Genomic DNA, 17,545 nt, shown 5'->3' on the forward strand with positions numbered 1-17,545 from the left:
ATCAATTGTCTGACTTAATTTGCGTTAAGTCACTTAATGCCTCTCAGGCAGTACCAGGAAATATCTGGAAAAAGTTCAGGCCCGGCCAAATATCGGTAAGATGTCCGATTCCTGTGCAGCATCAGGCAACGCAAATTGCGCGTTAATTCCGCTGCACCGCCTGCTTTGATGCTAAACTTCGACGCTTTAACAGCGGATCAAAATAACGACTATGACTGCACTGGACGCCGCACAGCCAGCCAAACTGCATCAGCGTGTTAATTTCGGCACGCGTACTGTTTTCCTTATCGCCGGGTTGAGTATGTCTGCCTGGGCGCCGCTTGTGCCTTACGCCAGCCAGCGTCTGCAGCTGAGCGGAGCCTCCCTCGGCGGGCTTTTACTGTGCCTGGGCATCGGTTCGCTGGCCGCTATGCCGGTGACGGGGGCGCTGATTGGTCGTTTTGGCTGCCGCCGGATTATGACCTGCTCTGCGCTGCTGATTCTGGCAGTGTTGCCGCTGCTTGCCACGCTGGACCATCTCTGGGCGATGGCGTTTACGCTGATGCTATTCGGCGCCGGACTCGGCATGCTGGATGTGGCAATGAACGTGCAGGCGGTTCACGTGGAAAAAGCGGCGAGCAGGCCGATGATGTCAGGCTTTCACGGCTTCTTCAGCCTCGGCGGCATTATCGGCGCCGGTGCGGTGAGTCTGCTGCTGGGTGCCGGGCTGACGCCGTTGCAGGCCATCGCGATTATGATGGTGCTGATCGCCGTGCTGCTCTGCTGCAGTCTGCCAACCCTGATGAGCGAGCGGCTGCGTCAGGCTGATGAACCCTGGCTGGTGATCCCGCGTGGCTGGGTCGCTTTTCTCGGCTGCCTCTGCTTTATTCTGTTCCTCGCCGAGGGTGCCGTGCTCGACTGGAGCGCCCTGCTGCTGCTGCAGAGCCCGGGCCTCAGCGTAGCCTATGCCGGACTGGGCTATGCGGTGTTTTCGGTTGCCATGACGATTGGCCGGCTGACCGGCGACAAAATCATTCAGCGCTTTGGCCGCTATCGCGTCATGCTTACCGGCGCGCTGGCAGCCAGTGCAGGTATGACGCTGGCCGTGCTGGTCCCCTGGCCGCAAACCGCGCTGCTGGCGTTTCTGCTGGTCGGATTCGGGCTGGCGAATACGGTGCCGATGCTGTTTAATGCCGCCGGTAACCAGCAGGCCATGCCTGTCAACCTGGCGATCTCGGCCATGACAACGTTAGGCTATGCGGGTATTCTCTCAGGCCCGGCGTTAATCGGCTTTATTTCCCAGTGGCTCACACTAAGCGGTGCATTCCTGCTGATTGCTCTGATGCTGCTGGCTGTCGCCGCCAGCGCACGCCGGGTTACGCGTTGATTGCAGGATCCTGAGACTCACTATGCTTTATAAATTTCCACTGACTTCCGGTAACGTTACGCGTTTTGTTGTCGTGTTTAACCTGGTGCTGCTGCTGGCGCTGGGCGCCGTGGTGCACAACAGCGTCAGCGCCTGGATTGCCGAAAAGCGTTATGCCATGGCTGACCTGGCGCGTGATATGCAAAAACGCATCGACGCTTACCGCTTCGCCACCTGGCAGATTTACGAAAACCTCGCCACCAGTGCGGCCGGCTCTGCGCCTAACAGCACGCTGCAGGAGACCCGGCTGCGCCCGGATGTTTACTATCTGGAAAAAACACGCCGCAAAACGGAAGCGCTGATTTTCGGTTCGCACGACGGCAGCACGCTGGATATGACCATGCGTATGTCCGGCTATCTCGATACGTTATGGGGTGCGGAAAACCCGGCGTGGTCGATGTATTTTCTGAACGGTCAGGATAATAGCCTGATTATGATCTCTACCCTGCCGCTGAAAGATATGGCAACGCGCTATAAAGAGAGCGCGCTGAATACGCTGGTCGACAGCCGCCGGGCGGAGATGCTGCAGCAGGCTAACGCCCTGGATGAGCGCGAAAGCTTCTCGCCGCTGCGTCATTTTACCTGGCAGAACGATCACTACTTTACGCTGCGCACCACCTTCAACCAGCCGGGTCATCTGGCAACGGTGGTGGCTTTCGATCTGCCGGTTAACGATCTGGTGCCGCAGAACCTGCCGCTGGAGAATTTCCAGCTGCGTCAGGATGCGACCCCGGGCAGCAGCACGGATGATGGCAGCGACGGTACGACCAGCGTTACGCTGGTTAACCCGGATCTGGAGATCGCCGCCTCGCTGCCCAGCACGCCGCTGCAGCTGGTTTATCGCGTACCGCTGGTTAGCCTTGCGCTTGATATGCTGCATAACCTGATGTGGCCGCTGCTTATCAACCTGCTGCTCTTCCTGCTGTCGATTGCCGGCGTGACCCTGCTGCGTCAGCAGGCGCTGCGCCCGAATGAGAATCAGAGCGCAGAGCTCGATTCGCTGCGTATGCTGAATGAAGAGATCGTCGCCAGCCTGCCGGTCGGGCTGCTGGTGTATGACTTCGCCACTAACCGCACCCTGCTGAGCAATAAGATTGCCGATCACCTGCTGCCGCACCTGAACCTGCAGAAGATTATCAACATGTCCGATCAGCATCAGGGCGTGCTGCAGGCGACTATCAATAACGAAGTCTATGAGATCCGTCATGCACGCAGCGTGCTGTCGCCGCACACGCAGCTGTTTATGATGCGCGACCAGGATCGCGAACTGCTGGTGAATAAGAAGCTGCAGAAAGCACAGCAGGTACTGGATCGCAATCACCAGATGCGCCAGCAGCTGATGCAGCAGCTTGGCCATGCGCTGAACCGCCCGCTGCAGGATATGGTGACGCGGCTGGTACAGCTCAGCCAGCGCGGTGACGATGAGAGCGTGCTGGATCTGCTGGATGAGAGCCAGCGGCTGGCCCGCCTGGTCGATGACATCGTGCTACTGAACCGGCTGGAAGCGCATGACTGGTCGCCGGAAACCAGCCCGTTTAATCTGCAGGATCTGCTGGATGAGATTGCGCTGGAGAGCCTGCCGCTGCTGCGACGCAAGGGCCTGACGCTGGTCGTAAATAACCAGCTGGCGAATGATGAAATGCGCAGCGGTGACCGCCGCGCGCTGCGCAAGGTGCTGACCACCCTGATGCATTATGCGCTGACCACCACGCAATGGGGAAAAATCACGCTGGAAGTGAAAACGCCAGCGGATAAGCCTGACGTGCTGCAGCTGCAGCTGGTCGATACCGGTTCCGGGCTGACGGCGGATGAACTGACCAATGCCGATTTCCCCTATCTTGGTGAGACATCGCAGGATCGTTTTGGTCAGGCCTCCGGAATGGCCTTTTTCCTCTGTAAACAGCTCTGCAAGCAGATGGGTGGTCAGTTAGACATTATCGCTAAACCCGGCATCGGCACGCGCTATAACATCCAGCTGCCGCTGACGCTGCAGCTGCTGCTGGATGAGCAGGAAGAAAAATTACTGGAGGGCGTGACCGCTCTGGTCGATATAGCAGTTGAAGATGTACAGAAAATCGTCTGTCGTCATCTGGAGAACTGGGGCGCTAAGTGCCTGACCTCAGATGAACGGCTTTCGGGTCAGGAGCACGATGTTCTGATCACGGACGACCCTGAGCGTCTCAGCGGCTGGGCATTACTGCTGGCGGGCGATGAGCTGGGGCATCACGCCCTGAACGACAGACAGTATCGCGTGAATTATAACCTCAGCAACGCCCTGCTTGACGCACTGCTGGCCCTGATTGAAAAGCAGCTGGCCAGTGATTTGATGGAGGAGAGTGAAGAAAATGAGGCTGCCACACCGCTGTTAAGCGGCGGCTATTTCCAGCTGTTTACCGAGACAGTACCGCCTGATGTCAGGAGACTGTATACTGAAGCGTCGGATAGCGACTATCCTTCTCTTGCTCAGACAGCGCATCGCCTGAAAGGCGTTTTTGCCATGCTCAATTTGCTGCCGGGTAAACAGCTTTGTGAAGCGTTAGAACAGCACATTAAAATGTGCGACGATTTAACCATTAAAAATACCACCAGTGAAATTGACGCCTATGTCAATCAACTGCTGCAGCAAGGTAACCAATAAGATGAATAACCTGAACGTAATTATTGCCGACGACCATCCCATTGTTCTGTTTGGTATCCGTAAGTCTCTGGAACAGATTGAATGGGTTAACGTAGTAGGTGAGTTTGAAGACTCCACAGCACTGATCAACAGCCTCTCTAAGCTGGACGCGAATGTTCTGATCACCGATCTCTCAATGCCTGGCGAAAAGTATGGCGACGGTATTACCCTGATCAAGTACATCAAGCGTCACTATCCCGATCTTTCGATCATTGTTCTGACCATGAACAACAATCCGGCGATCCTGAGCGCCGTTCTGGATCTCGATATCGAAGGGATTGTGCTGAAACAGGGCGCCCCGACCGATCTGCCAAAAGCGCTGGCCGCCCTGCAGAAAGGCAAAAAATATACGCCGGAAAGCGTTGCCAAACTGCTGGAGAAGATCAGCGCAGGTGGCTACGGTGACAAGCGTCTGTCGCCGAAAGAGAGTGAAGTACTGCGTCTCTTTGCGGAAGGTTTCCTCGTCACTGAGATTGCCAAGAAGCTGAACCGCAGTATCAAAACCATCAGCAGCCAGAAGAAATCAGCCATGATGAAACTGGGCGTGGATAACGATATCGCACTGCTGAACTACCTCTCATCGGTCAGTGCCACGCAGATCGACAAAGATTAATCTTTACGGGCGGCCTGCGGGCCGCCCGTTCGCTTAATCACCTGCCCTACTACCCCTGACGACCGGTACGCACGCGAACAGCATAGCGCGCCAGGGTGACTTTCAGCTCATCCAGCGTCACGGGTTTCGACAGGCAGTTATCCATACCGGCATCCATACAGCGCTGCTTCTCTTCCGCCAGCGCGTTCGCCGTTACGCCAATCACCGGGAACACGTGCCCCAGCTGGCGCAGCCGCTGCGTCAGGCGATAACCATCCATGTTTGGCATGTTTACGTCGCTCAGTACGATGTCGATATGATTGCGGCTCAGCACGTTAAGCGCATCAACGCCATCCTGCGCCGTTTTGGTCTGGTAGCCCAGCGTACCGAGCTGCTCCGACAGCAGCATACGGTTGATGGGATGATCGTCCACAATCAGAATCGTAATATCTTCATTGCTGCTCGCATTCTCTGCCGCAGGCGGCGGCAGCGGCGTGGTGGTATCGCTGTCAATCGTGATGCGATAGATACGTCCCAGCAGCAGCGGCAGGTCGTGCAGCGTTGCGCTGCTCTGCACCCAGACGCCCGGCGAGCGCTCCTGCGGCATATCGATATGTTCACCGCAGATCAGAATGCGCGCGCGCACCGCCTGCGTCAGTAAATCGTCGTGATCGCTTATCACCACATCATCGCTTTCTGCCTGACCCTGCCAGGCTGCCACTTTCAGTCCCTGCTGCTGCAGCAGGCGCAGCAGAAACGCAGCGAGATAGTCGTTGCGCAGGTCAAGCCAGATCGCTTTCTCCTGCAGGCCATCCAGCAGCGGCGGCGCCGGCTGCTGGCCGGCGTAGATTGGAATACGTACGATAAACTGGCTGCCCATCCCCGGTTCAGAATCGACCTCAATATCGCCATCCATCATGTTGATCAGTTTTTCGCAGATCGCGAGTCCCAGCCCGGTGCCCTGGAAGTTGCGCTGAACGCCGGAGCCGACCTGGAAGAAAGGATCGAACAGCCGCGTCACCTCTCTGGCCGGAATGCCGACGCCGGTATCGCGCACGCGGAAAGCAAGATAGCCCTCTTTAACGTAGGCGTGCAGAATAATGCAGCCGGTATGGGTAAATTTGATGGCGTTATTAAGCAGGTTGGAGATCACCTGCTGCAGCCGCAGCGGATCGCCATCCAGCGCCAGCGGCACGTTGTTTTCCATGAATACATAGAGCGTAAGACGCTTGCGCACCACCAGCGATAAATAGTTGCTGGTGATATGGTTAATCACTTCGCGCGGTGAGAAGGGACGCGGCTCAATTTTCAGCTGCTCTGACTCTATCTTCGAGAAGTCGAGAATGTCGCTGATAATTTTCAGCAGCAGGCTGGAGGAGTTGTTCATGGCGGTAACCAGCGACTCCACCCCTTTGGGCAGGCTTTTGGTCTGCAGCAGATCGAGGTTACCGATGATGCCGTAAAGTGGCGTGCGCAGTTCATGACTGACGGTCGCGAGGAACATCGATTTCGACTGGCTCGCCTGTTCAGCGGCGTGCGCCATCTCCTGCAGCGACTGCTCCATACGTACGCGGGATGAGACATCAACCAGCACGCAGATGGCCACGTTTTCATTGCGGTAGCGCGAATGCACAAAGCTGATCTGCAGGTTGGTATTGCTGCCGGTCAGCACATCCACAAAATTCACCTGCTGGCCGCTGATAATTTCATTAAGCCGCTGGCGATCCTCCTGCGTCAGCAGCGTAAGATAGTTGTGCGCCAGTTCGTTACTCAGAATATTGGTGCCATCGCTGGTGCGCAGAATGCAGATCCCTACCGGTGCCGACGCGACAATTTTACGGTTGAACTGCTCATGCTCCTCCAGCCGGTGCGCGTTATCTTCCGCCGGCAGGAACATGCGGCGCTCGAATATCCACGCCAGGGTGAAAAGCACAATCGCACTGAAGATGTTAAGCAGCAGCGCGTTAAGCAGCAGCAGCCGCAGCTGATCCACCATTACCGACGTGGGCAGAGACCAGATGATATTCAGATCTGACGGCGGCAGCGGCTTTTTCAGCACCAGCTGGCGGTAGCTATCGAGGTAGCCAAACCAGGTGCTCTCATCGGGCAGATCGTCCAGCGCGTAACCGGGTCCGCTGCGGCGGCTGCTCAGCAGCGGGCGGTAATTTTCATCGGTAATGGTCGCCACCAGCGGCAGTCCGCCGGGCTGTAAAAATTCATCCAGCCGGATATTCTGCTCAACGCCCAGCAGCGCCTGAAGTTTGTTGGCGACGTAAACCGAGACGACCATGTAGAAATTGCCGCTTCCTGGCTGCGCGCTGTCGGTGATCCAGTACATCGGATTGCGCCGATCTTCCTCATTACTGTTGCGATAGTGCAGCACATGTTCGCGCAGCGCCTTCATGCTGCGCTCCCGATCTAACGGATTGCTGCTGCCGATGGTGAAATCAGCCAGGCACTGGCTCTCCCCGCCGATAAAAAACACGCGATTCAGCTCATAGGCCGCAGCAAAATTGCTTTTCCAGTAGTTGATATAGTAGCTGAGCGAGTCGAGCGAATTGCGCCAGGTGTTGCTCATTGAGGTGCAGTCACCGTCGGAAAAGAGCGGCGTAAACTGCGGCAGCGTGCTTTTACCGGCGGGCAGGCCGTTGAGCATATCCAGCCCGTTGGCGCTGCTGCTAAGACGATTTTCCGTGATGTACTTCAGTTCCCGCATGACGTCAGCCGAGTGCCGGACGTACCACTCTGCTTTACCGTAGTTCGCCGCAAACTCCTGGCGTATTCCGTTCTCTTTTTCATGCAGCACATTGATGATGTAGAAGGTGGTCAGCAATGCACCCAGCGACCAGAGCAGCAGCGCCAGCGCCCGGAAAAGATAGCGCGAGATACGAAGCGTGGTGCGAAAGGAGACGAGATATTTCAAGAGAGGCTCACTGGCGGTAACGGTTAACAGGACCCAAAAAGGTGCACATACACTAGCTTTATCGCTGCGAAAAAGCCAGTTGGTGCAGAGGTGCGGGGCGAAAACTCAGATAATAAAACGGCAGGTCGGTTGCCCTGACCTGCCGCTGATAAGGTGCATCAGACGATTATGCGTCGTCTTCTGCGTCCGGTGCCTCGTCATCGCTGTCGACTTCCGGCGCAATATCCTCTTCGCCTTCCGCCACGCTGCCGTCGATGGCATCCAGCTCCTCTTCTTCAACCGGCTCCGCCACACGCTGCAGGCCAACCACGTTCTCATCTTCCGCGGTGCGGATCAGGATCACGCCCTGCGTGTTGCGGCCGACCACACTGACTTCCGATACGCGGGTACGTACCAGCGTGCCGGCGTCGGTGATCATCATAATCTGATCGCCGTCTACCACCTGTACCGCACCGATAACCGGTCCGTTACGCTCGGTAACTTTGATCGAGATAACGCCCTGAGTGGCACGTGACTTCGTCGGATACTCGCTGTTAGCCGTACGCTTACCGTAACCATTCTGCGTAACGGTGAGGATCGCGCCCTCTTCGCGCGGGATAATCAGCGACACCACTTTATCGTTCTCTGCCAGCCTGATACCGCGCACGCCTGAGGCTGAACGCCCCATGGCACGCACTGCACTCTCAGCAAAGCGCACGACTTTACCGCCAGCGGAGAAGAGCATCGCTTCATCATTGCCGTTGGTCAGCGCCACGCCAATCAGCTCATCATCTTCACGCAGGTTGATGGCGATGATGCCAGCGCTGCGCGGACGACTGAACTCCTGCAGCGCGGTTTTCTTCACCGTGCCGCTGGCTGTCGCCATAAAGATATTGAAGCCTTCGGTATACTCACGCACCGGCAGAATAGCGGTAATGCGCTCGTTTGCTTCCAGCGGCAGCAGGTTGACGATGGGACGTCCGCGTGCGCCACGGCTCGCTTCCGGCAGCTGATAAACCTTCATCCAGTAGAGACGACCCCGGCTGGAGAAGCAGAGAATCGTGTCGTGGGTGTTAGCCACCAGCAGGCGATCAATGAAGTCCTCTTCTTTGATACGTGCGGCTGATTTACCCTTGCCGCCGCGGCGCTGCGCTTCATAATCTGACAGCGGCTGATACTTAACGTAGCCCTGATGCGACAGGGTGACGACCACATCTTCCTGGTTAATCAGATCTTCGATATTAATATCCGCGCTGTTGGCGGTGATCTCAGTACGGCGCGCATCGCCAAACTGATCGCGCATCGCTTCCAGCTCTTCGCGGATCACTTCCATCAGGCGGTCAGCACTCTGCAGAATGTGAATCAGCCCGGCAATCTGCTCCAGCAGCTCTTTGTACTCATCAAGCAGTTTCTCATGCTCAAGGCCGGTCAGTTTCTGCAGACGCAGATCCAGAATCGCCTGAGCCTGCTGCTCGGTAAGATAGTAGCGGCCATCGCGAATACCAAATTCAGGCTCCAGCCACTCCGGCCGCGCAGCGTCATCGCCGGCACGCTCAAGCATGGCGGCAACATTGCCGAGATCCCACGCCTGTGCCAGCAGAGCACCCTTCGCTTCTGCCGGCGTCGGCGCGCGACGGATCTGCTCGATAATCGGATCGATATTCGCCAGCGCAATTGCCAGGCCTTCAAGGATATGGGCACGATCGCGCGCTTTGCGCAGTTCGAAGATGGTGCGACGCGTCACTACTTCGCGACGGTGGCGCACAAAGGCTTCGATGATCTCTTTCAGTGACATGATCTTCGGCTGACCCTGATGCAGAGCCACCATATTGATACCGAAAGAGACCTGCAGCTGCGTCAGCGAATAGAGGTTGTTCAGAACCACTTCACCCACGGCGTCGCGTTTGACTTCAATGACAATGCGCATACCGTCTTTATCAGACTCATCGCGCAGCCCGCTGATCCCTTCAACGCGCTTCTCTTTCACCAGCTCGGCAATTTTTTCAATCAGGCGCGCTTTGTTAACCTGATACGGGATCTCATTAACGATAATGGTTTCGCGGCCGGTTTTGGCATCGGTTTCGATTTCGCCACGCGCGCGAATATAGATTTTACCGCGCCCGGTACGGTAGGCCTCTTCAATACCACGACGGCCATTGATAAAGGCTGCGGTCGGGAAGTCCGGACCGGTAATGTGCTCCATCAGCCCTTCTACGCTGATGTTTTCATCATCGATAAAGGCGAGGCAGCCGTTGATCACTTCAGTCAGGTTATGCGGCGGAATGTTGGTTGCCATTCCCACGGCGATACCCGAGGAGCCGTTTACCAGCAGGTTAGGAATTTTGGTTGGCAGCACTTCCGGGATCTGCTCGGTGCCGTCGTAGTTTGGCACAAAGTCGACCGTCTCTTTTTCCAGATCGGCCAGAAGCTCAGAGGAGATCTTCGCCATACGGACTTCGGTATAACGCATCGCTGCAGCAGAGTCGCCATCAACGGAACCGAAGTTACCCTGACCATCAACCAGCATATAGCGCAGGGAGAACGGCTGGGCCATACGGACAATACTTTCGTATACAGCAGAGTCACCGTGCGGGTGATACTTACCGATAACGTCACCTACCACACGGGCAGATTTCTTATAGGCTTTATTCCAGTCGTTACCCAGTTCGCTCATGGCGTAAAGCACGCGGCGATGCACCGGCTTCAGGCCATCACGGACATCGGGTAAGGCTCGGCCAACAATGACCGACATGGCGTAATCGAGGTAGGAGTTTTTCAGCTCTTCTTCGATATTGACCGGTGTAATTTCTCTCGCAAGGTCGCTCATGGAGCCGCTATCCCTCTACTTAATCCCGGATTTTAAAGGTGCGAAAGTATATCACATTGCTTACGTACGGTGAACGTAAAGCGGGGTTTTCTGGCGCTTTTCGTTCACGCTGAGAGATGCCACCTGACGTTTAAGCGTTTATACTCAGGAGATATTTTGCCAGGAGTCGTTATTCAATGAGTGAACAACCGCAGGAAAGCCGTCAGAACGTCGATCACAGCGAGATTGCCAAGTTTGAAGCGGTCGCTTCGCGCTGGTGGGATCTGAAGGGTGAATTTAAGCCGCTGCACCGTATTAACCCGCTGCGTCTGGGCTGGATTGCGCAGCACAGCAACGGCCTGTTTGGTAAAAAAGTGCTCGATGTCGGCTGCGGCGGTGGCATTCTGGCAGAGAGCATGGCGCGTGAAGGCGCAGAAGTAACCGGGCTGGATATGGGCGCGGAACCGCTGGCAGTGGCGCGTCTGCATGCCGAAGAGAACGGCGTCAGCGTCGATTATATTCAGCAGACGGTGGAGGATCACGCGAACAGCCATGCTGGCCAGTATGACGTAGTGACCTGCATGGAGATGCTGGAGCACGTACCCGATCCGCGCTCGGTTGTTATGGCCTGCGCCCGCCTGGTAAAACCAGGCGGTGAGGTCTTTTTCTCCACGATAAACCGTAATCCTAAAGCCTGGCTGCTGGCGGTTTTCGGTGCCGAATATGTGCTGCGCATGCTGCCGCGCGGTACGCATGACGCCAAAAAGTTTATCCGCCCGGCTGAATTACTGGACTGGGTAGACGAAACCACGCTGCGCGAACGCCACATGATTGGCCTGCACTATAATCCGCTGACCAACAAGTTCCGTCTCGGGCCGGGTGTGGACGTGAACTACATGATTCATACCCACGCTCAGGATGATGCCGCAGGCGAAACACGCTGATAACAGAGGCCCGCTCTGCGGAGCGTGCCTCTTTTCTTCATCCCCGCTAGCCGATTTTCTCCGTTTCGTCTCTGCCTTAATGACGGGTTCCGCGCCTTTGATTGAGATTTACGCGCTCAGTCATACTATTAAAAAAAAGTATGAAGCCGTTGACAGCTAACCCAGGCCTTATGCCACGCGGTTCCAGGATTTTTCCCGGCTACCAGGACTGATTCTTTGCCAAAAATCAACTCTTGTTAAGCAAAGAATGCTGACTAAAATACTCACCATATAGTTAGTAAAACTTCCCGAACCCCCTATATATAGTGTTTATCCACAGGCTTACTCACAGCGAGCGGCTTGTGCATAGACCTTGTGAATAGTTAGGGGATAATTTCCTATTTCATGGACAGGTAAACACGCGACATGAACCAAAGTCTGCTCGTCACCAAACGCGATGGCCGTCAGGAACGCATTGATCTCGATAAAATTCACCGTGTACTCGACTGGGCGGCTGAAGGGCTGAACAATGTTTCAGTTTCTCAGGTTGAACTGCGCTCCCACATTCAGTTTTATGATGGCATCAGAACCTCTGATATCCATGAAACCATCATCAAAGCCGCAGCCGATCTGATTTCGCGCGATGCGCCAGATTACCAGTATCTGGCAGCACGTCTGGCTATCTTCCACCTGCGTAAAAAAGCCTATGGCCAGTTTGAGCCGCCAAAGCTTTACGATCAGGTCGTGAAAATGGTGGAGCTGGGCAAATATGACCGCCACCTGCTGGAAGATTACAGCACCGAAGAGTTTGAGCTGATGGACAGCTACATCGATCACTGGCGCGATATGAACTTCTCTTACGCTGCGGTTAAGCAGCTGGAAGGAAAATATCTGGTGCAGAACCGCGTCAGCGGCGAGATTTATGAGAGCGCGCAGTTCCTGTATATTCTGGTCGCAGCCTGCCTGTTCTCAAACTATCCACGCGATACGCGCATGAGCTACATCAAGCGCTTTTATGACGCGATCTCCACCTTTAAGATCTCACTGCCGACGCCAATCATGTCTGGCGTGCGCACCCCGACCCGTCAGTTCAGCTCCTGCGTTCTGATTGAGTGCGGCGACAGTCTGGACTCTATCAACGCCACCTCCAGCGCTATCGTGAAATATGTGTCACAGCGCGCCGGCATCGGTATTAACGCAGGCCGTATTCGTGCGCTGGGCAGCCCGATTCGCGGCGGCGAAGCGTTTCATACCGGCTGTATCCCGTTCTATAAGCATTTCCAGACGGCGGTGAAATCGTGCTCTCAGGGCGGCGTGCGCGGCGGTGCAGCGACGCTGTTCTACCCGATGTGGCATCTGGAAGTGGAAAGCCTGCTGGTGCTGAAAAACAACCGTGGCGTGGAAGGTAACCGCGTGCGCCACATGGACTACGGCGTTCAGATCAACAAGCTGATGTATACCCGCCTGCTGAAAGGCGAAGATATCACCCTGTTCAGCCCGTCAGATGTCCCGGGCCTGTATGATGCGTTCTTCGCCGATCAGGAGGAGTTTGAACGTCTCTACACCAAATATGAGAAAGATGAGAGCATCCGTAAGCAGCGCGTAAAAGCGGTCGATCTCTTCTCGCTGATGATGCAGGAGCGCGCCTCAACCGGTCGTATCTACATCCAGAACGTCGATCACTGCAATACCCACAGCCCGTTTGATCCGGCGATTGCGCCAGTGCGTCAGTCTAACCTCTGCCTTGAGATTGCGCTGCCTACCAAGCCGCTTGAGGATGTGAATGATGAAAATGGCGAAATTGCGCTCTGTACGCTTTCCGCCTTCAACCTCGGTGCCATCAACAGCCTCGACGACCTCGAAGAGCTGGCGGTGCTGGCGGTGCGTGCGCTCGATGCGCTGCTTGATTACCAGGACTATCCGATTCCGGCAGCACAGCGTGGTGCCATGGGTCGCCGTACGCTGGGTATCGGCGTCATTAACTATGCTTACTACCTGGCGAAACACGGCGTACGCTACTCTGACGGCAGCGCCAACAATCTGACGCACAAAACCTTCGAGGCTATTCAGTACTATCTGCTGAAAGCATCAAATGAGCTGGCAAAAGAGCAAGGCGCCTGCCCGTGGTTTAAAGAGACAACCTATTCACAGGGCATTCTGCCGATTGATACCTATAAAAAGGATCTGGACGCCGTCTGCAATGAGCCGCTGCATCTCGACTGGGAAGCGCTGCGTGAATCGATCACCACACACGGCCTGCGTAACTCCACGCTCTCTGCCCTGATGCCGTCAGAGACCTCTTCGCAGATCTCTAACGCCACTAACGGTATTGAACCGCCGCGCGGCCACATCAGCATTAAAGCGTCTAAAGATGGCATCCTGCGTCAGGTCGTGCCGGAGTATGAGCGTCTGAAAGATCAGTATGAGCTGCTGTGGGAAATGCCATCTAATGATGGTTATCTGCAGCTGGTCGGCGTGATGCAGAAGTTTATCGATCAGGCGATCTCCTCAAACACAAACTACGATCCGGGCCGCTTTGCCAACGGTAAAGTACCGATGAAACAGCTGCTGAAAGATCTGCTTACCGCCTATAAGTTTGGTGTGAAGACGCTCTACTATCAAAACACCCGCGACGGCGCAGAAGATGCACAGGACGATCTGGCCCCGTCGATTCAGGATGATGGCTGCGAAAGCGGCGCCTGCAAAATCTAACCGGCGACGCGTACTTATGTCAGGGCTGGCGCTGCCAGCCCGCTTCACTTTTTGGACTTAGTCATGGCTTATACTACTTTTTCACAGAATAAAAACGATCAGCTGAAAGAGCCGATGTTCTTCGGCCAGTCCGTGAACGTAGCGCGTTTCGATCAGCAGAAATATGACATTTTTGAAAAGCTGATTGAGAAGCAGCTCTCTTTCTTCTGGCGTCCGGAAGAGGTCGACGTCTCACGCGATCGTATCGACTATCAGGCGCTGCCGGATCACGAAAAGCATATCTTCATCAGTAACCTGAAGTATCAGACGCTGCTCGACTCTATCCAGGGCCGTAGCCCGAACGTCGCGCTGCTGCCGCTGATCTCTATTCCAGAGCTGGAAACCTGGATCGAGACCTGGGCGTTTTCTGAGACCATTCACTCACGCTCTTACACCCATATTATCCGCAACATCGTCAACGATCCGTCGCTGGTGTTTGATGATATCGTCACCAACGAGCAGATTCTGGCGCGCGCACAGGATATCTCAAAGTACTACGACGATTTGATTGAGATGACCAACTACTGGCATCTGCTGGGCGAAGGCACGCATCAGGTTGCCGGTAAATCAGTTACCGTCAGCCTGCGTGCGCTGAAAAAGCAGCTCTATATCTGTCTGATGAGCGTTAACGCGCTGGAAGCGATTCGCTTTTACGTCAGCTTCGCCTGTTCATTTGCGTTCGCCGAACGTGAACTGATGGAAGGCAACGCCAAAATCATCAAGCTGATCGCGCGTGATGAAGCGCTGCATCTGACCGGTACCCAGCATATGCTGAATCTGCTGCGCAGCGGTGAAGACGATCCGGAGATGAAAGAGATTGCTGCGGAGTGCCGTGAAGAGTGCTTCGAGCTGTTTAAGAAGGCGGCGCTGCAGGAGAAAGAGTGGGCAGAGTATCTGTTCAGCGGCGGCTCAATGATTGGTCTGAACAAAGATATTCTGTGCCAGTACATTGAGTACATCACCAATATCCGTATGCAGGCGGTGGGCCTCGATCTGCCTTTCCAGACCCGCTCCAACCCGATTCCATGGATCAACTCCTGGCTGGTGTCTGATAACGTGCAGGTTGCACCGCAGGAAGTGGAAGTCAGCTCCTATCTGGTGGGTCAGATTGACTCTGAAGTAGGTGAAGACGACTTCAACGATTTCCAGCTCTGAGCATGAGCCGCGCTGTTGTTATCCTGCGCAGTTCAGGCTCCCGCCTGGAGTGCGCAGATGAGCATCCTAATCTGCTGACCACGCTGGAGGCTCATAACCTCTGCGTGGAGTTTCAGTGCCGTGAAGGCTACTGCGGCTCCTGCCGCATGCGCCTGGTACGGGGCGAGGTCGATTACGCTGAAACCCCGCTGGCTTTTATTCAGCAGGGTGAAATCCTGCCCTGCTGCTGTAAAGCGCGCGGCGAGATTGAGATTGAGCTATAACCGCCATTTCTGCTGATAGATCTCCCCGCTATTAGCTTCAGGTAAGTCGTCAGAGACGTTACCCCTTGCTGCACCGGCATGAATCCATCCCTGGAGCCTGCCGCCGCGCCGTCCTGGCGCGGAGGCTGCTGCAAGCGGCAACGTCTCTCACGCCCCTGAGGCATATTTACTGCTGCCAGCAAACTTCAGCTTACCGCAGCACCAGCGCTGAGGGGCAGAGGGGATGTTAAGCTAAGCCGGACGTCACGCGGCAAGGATGCCGCGTGCCGAGGCCCGCAGGGATGCGGGTTTTGCCGATCCGGGCGTGCTTAACATCCCCTCTGCCCATGCTGATGCTTGCTGCATAAAATATTTAATGCTTTACCGTTTCCAGGATGTCGATCCAGCCGTGTCCGGTTGAAACTTCACTGCCGTGCAGCCAGCGACGCAGCATGTTCATTGCCATCATCGTCACCACTTTCTGCCGGGTTTCCTGATTATGCCGACCGTGTGAAAACTTCACCCGCTGTCCCCAGCCCGCTTCCGGCGTCTGCAGCGCAATCGCGATTTCTCCTTCGGCCAGTTCACCGACAGAGAGCGCCAGAGCGCTGCCCTGCTCTGCCGCCAGCGCGCGTGTCCGCTCAACCTGGGCTTCAAGTGTCTCTGCCTGCGGCGCCAGGATCTCGCCAGCACTTAGCGGCACGCCCGCGGCGGCCAGCTGCCAGTGCAGAAAGCCCGCGGTATACTGCTCACTGGTGGCGAGGCGAAACTCACGCTGCTGCAGCTCACGTGCCAGCAGCGCGGGCAGCCCTTCAGTGCCTTCAAAAATCGTACATTCGGCCAGCAGCAGCTTTACCTGCTGCCAGACCTGCTCCATCGCCACGCGCGCACTGGCAGGCCCGGTAAGCTTGATTTCGATAATCGGCATTGAAGAGCGGTAACCCATTACGACCCCTTCGGGCAGCACCAGCGGCTCCAGCTCAGCCGCAATATCACTCTCGCCGCGACCAAAGGTCGTCAGGCGCAGGCAGAGCGGGGGTTCAGGCAGGGTAAAGCGCGCTTTCAGGCGCGGAATAATCTCCTGCTCCACCATCACTTTAAATTCTGACGGCACGCCCGGCGTAAAGAAAATCCAGCAGCGGTTGAGCTGGAGTGCGAAACCACAGGCGGTGCCCACCGGGTTATCAATAAGCGTGGCATTGGCCGGGATTTCAGCCTGCTTGCGATTGCTGGCGGCCATCACGCGACCGCGGCTGGCAAACCAGGCTTCCATTTTTGCCAGCCATTCTGTCTGCAGCACCAGCTCGCAACCGCTGGCGGCAGCGGCGGCCTGCGCACTCAAATCATCAGAGGTCGGCCCCAGTCCCCCGTTAACAATCAGCACATCCGCCACCTGGCTGCGGCTCTGTAATGCATCAATCAGCGACGGCAGCGCATCGCCCACGGTCATGCGGCTGGTCATTGGCAGGCCATGCTGAAACAGCACGTCCGCCAGCCAGGCGGCGTTGGTATCCACAATTTGTCCATGCAGCACTTCATCGCCCGTGGCGAGCATCTCAACACGTATCACGTTGCATTCTCCTTGTCCTGGTTACGCTTTACTGTAGAAAGCAGGCGAGGTAAACACAATCATCAGGAAGGGAAATCGGGAAAGAGATCGTAAACAGCGCAGAAAGTGCGGCAGGCGAAGCCGGGCGCAGCGTTGCGTGCGCCCGGCAGCGTATTAACGACGGGCCAGCAGTAAACCTACAAACAGGCCTGCAGCGGCGCCAATACCCACGCCCTGCCACGGTTTTTCATGCACGTAATCATCGGCACGATAAGCCGCCTGTTTGGCACGATAGTAGTAGCTGTCCGAAGCCTGGCTGACGCGGCTCTTCACATCTTCCAGCGCCTGCTCAGCTTTTTGTTTGAGTTCAATATACTTCTGATCGGCCGGGTCGCCGGACGCGCGCAGCACTTCTTCAAGCGTTTCGGTTAACAGCGCCAGATCGTCGTCAACACCTGATTCATAACGGTTATCAAATTGGTCTGAAGATGACATTATGCGGTTCCTCCGTGTTCATAACGTGTCGATTAACTATAGCCACAA

Annotated in this window: 11 protein-coding genes; 7 read left to right on the forward strand and 4 right to left on the reverse strand. The window is 55.9% G+C overall.

Annotated elements, in window-relative coordinates:
• The first annotated feature begins 211 nt into the window (after window positions 1-211).
• From F3I15_RS03175 to rcsB, 3 genes are read left to right on the forward strand one after another with little or no spacing between them, the layout of a single operon-like run.
• Window positions 212-1,366: an MFS transporter gene (locus tag F3I15_RS03175; RefSeq protein WP_150016522.1), complete on the forward strand. Its 1,155-nt coding sequence runs from the start codon at window positions 212-214 to the stop codon at window positions 1,364-1,366.
• A gap of 22 nt (window positions 1,367-1,388) precedes the next feature.
• The gene (gene rcsD, locus F3I15_RS03180) at window positions 1,389-4,043 is read left to right on the forward strand and encodes a phosphotransferase RcsD (protein ID WP_150016523.1); all 2,655 of its coding nucleotides are present in this window, start codon (window positions 1,389-1,391) and stop codon (window positions 4,041-4,043) included.
• 1 nt (window position 4,044) lies between these two features.
• Entirely contained in the window at window positions 4,045-4,695 is a 651-nt protein-coding gene (gene rcsB, locus F3I15_RS03185) for a response regulator transcription factor RcsB (protein ID WP_033750421.1), read from the forward strand.
• Between the two features lie 49 nt (window positions 4,696-4,744).
• Here rcsB and rcsC read toward each other — a convergent pair whose 3' ends face one another.
• On the reverse strand, window positions 4,745-7,597 hold the full coding sequence (gene rcsC, locus F3I15_RS03190) for a two-component system sensor histidine kinase RcsC (protein ID WP_150016524.1): 2,853 nt from the start codon (window positions 7,595-7,597) through the stop codon (window positions 4,745-4,747).
• A 166-nt stretch (window positions 7,598-7,763) separates the two neighbouring features.
• Window positions 7,764-10,403 (reverse strand): DNA topoisomerase (ATP-hydrolyzing) subunit A, encoded by a 2,640-nt coding sequence (gene gyrA / locus F3I15_RS03195; RefSeq protein ID WP_150016525.1) that lies wholly within the window; start codon window positions 10,401-10,403, stop codon window positions 7,764-7,766.
• A gap of 176 nt (window positions 10,404-10,579) precedes the next feature.
• Here gyrA and ubiG point away from each other — a divergent pair, with 176 nt between their 5' ends.
• The 4 genes from ubiG (at window position 10,580) to yfaE (ending at window position 15,474) form a co-directional block, all read left to right on the forward strand.
• The gene (gene ubiG, locus F3I15_RS03200) at window positions 10,580-11,326 is read left to right on the forward strand and encodes a bifunctional 2-polyprenyl-6-hydroxyphenol methylase/3-demethylubiquinol 3-O-methyltransferase UbiG (RefSeq protein WP_150016526.1); all 747 of its coding nucleotides are present in this window, start codon (window positions 10,580-10,582) and stop codon (window positions 11,324-11,326) included.
• Window positions 11,327-11,731: 405 nt separating this feature from the next.
• Window positions 11,732-14,017 carry a class 1a ribonucleoside-diphosphate reductase subunit alpha gene (nrdA, locus tag F3I15_RS03205; RefSeq protein WP_039385532.1) on the forward strand — a complete coding sequence of 762 codons (2,286 nt, stop codon included), beginning with the start codon at window positions 11,732-11,734 and terminating at the stop codon, window positions 14,015-14,017.
• A gap of 63 nt (window positions 14,018-14,080) precedes the next feature.
• Window positions 14,081-15,211 carry a class Ia ribonucleoside-diphosphate reductase subunit beta gene (gene nrdB, locus F3I15_RS03210; protein ID WP_039385534.1) on the forward strand — a complete coding sequence of 377 codons (1,131 nt, stop codon included), beginning with the start codon at window positions 14,081-14,083 and terminating at the stop codon, window positions 15,209-15,211.
• A gap of 2 nt (window positions 15,212-15,213) precedes the next feature.
• The gene (gene yfaE / locus F3I15_RS03215) at window positions 15,214-15,474 is read left to right on the forward strand and encodes a class I ribonucleotide reductase maintenance protein YfaE (protein WP_039385536.1); all 261 of its coding nucleotides are present in this window, start codon (window positions 15,214-15,216) and stop codon (window positions 15,472-15,474) included.
• A gap of 352 nt (window positions 15,475-15,826) precedes the next feature.
• Here the strand turns inward: yfaE and F3I15_RS03220 are convergent, their stop codons facing one another.
• Both F3I15_RS03220 and elaB read right to left on the reverse strand, forming a co-directional pair.
• Window positions 15,827-17,023 carry a nicotinamide mononucleotide deamidase-related protein YfaY gene (locus F3I15_RS03220; RefSeq protein WP_150016527.1) on the reverse strand — a complete coding sequence of 399 codons (1,197 nt, stop codon included), beginning with the start codon at window positions 17,021-17,023 and terminating at the stop codon, window positions 15,827-15,829.
• A 153-nt stretch (window positions 17,024-17,176) separates the two neighbouring features.
• A complete protein-coding gene (gene elaB / locus F3I15_RS03225) occupies window positions 17,177-17,497 on the reverse strand; it encodes a stress response protein ElaB (protein ID WP_150016528.1) in 321 nt (106 codons plus the stop codon).
• Window positions 17,498-17,545: the final 48 nt, after the last annotated feature.

Origin of the sequence: Pantoea sp. M_9, assembly GCF_008631385.1 — a bacterium.
Lineage (GTDB): Bacteria > Pseudomonadota > Gammaproteobacteria > Enterobacterales > Enterobacteriaceae > Pantoea > Pantoea eucrina.

Bases quoted from the DNA above. Each gene is read 5' to 3' on its own strand.
- ubiG (WP_150016526.1), top strand. From the start codon at position 10,580: ATGAGTGAACAACCGCAGGAAAGCCGTCAGAACGTCGATCACAGCGAG.
- gyrA (WP_150016525.1), bottom strand. From the start codon at position 10,403: ATGAGCGACCTTGCGAGAGAAATTACACCGGTCAATATCGAAGAAGAG.
- nrdA (WP_039385532.1), top strand. From the start codon at position 11,732: ATGAACCAAAGTCTGCTCGTCACCAAACGCGATGGCCGTCAGGAACGC.
- rcsB (WP_033750421.1), top strand. From the start codon at position 4,045: ATGAATAACCTGAACGTAATTATTGCCGACGACCATCCCATTGTTCTG.
- elaB (WP_150016528.1), bottom strand. From the start codon at position 17,497: ATGTCATCTTCAGACCAATTTGATAACCGTTATGAATCAGGTGTTGAC.
- yfaE (WP_039385536.1), top strand. From the start codon at position 15,214: ATGAGCCGCGCTGTTGTTATCCTGCGCAGTTCAGGCTCCCGCCTGGAG.
- F3I15_RS03175 (WP_150016522.1), top strand. From the start codon at position 212: ATGACTGCACTGGACGCCGCACAGCCAGCCAAACTGCATCAGCGTGTT.
- nrdB (WP_039385534.1), top strand. From the start codon at position 14,081: ATGGCTTATACTACTTTTTCACAGAATAAAAACGATCAGCTGAAAGAG.
- rcsD (WP_150016523.1), top strand. From the start codon at position 1,389: ATGCTTTATAAATTTCCACTGACTTCCGGTAACGTTACGCGTTTTGTT.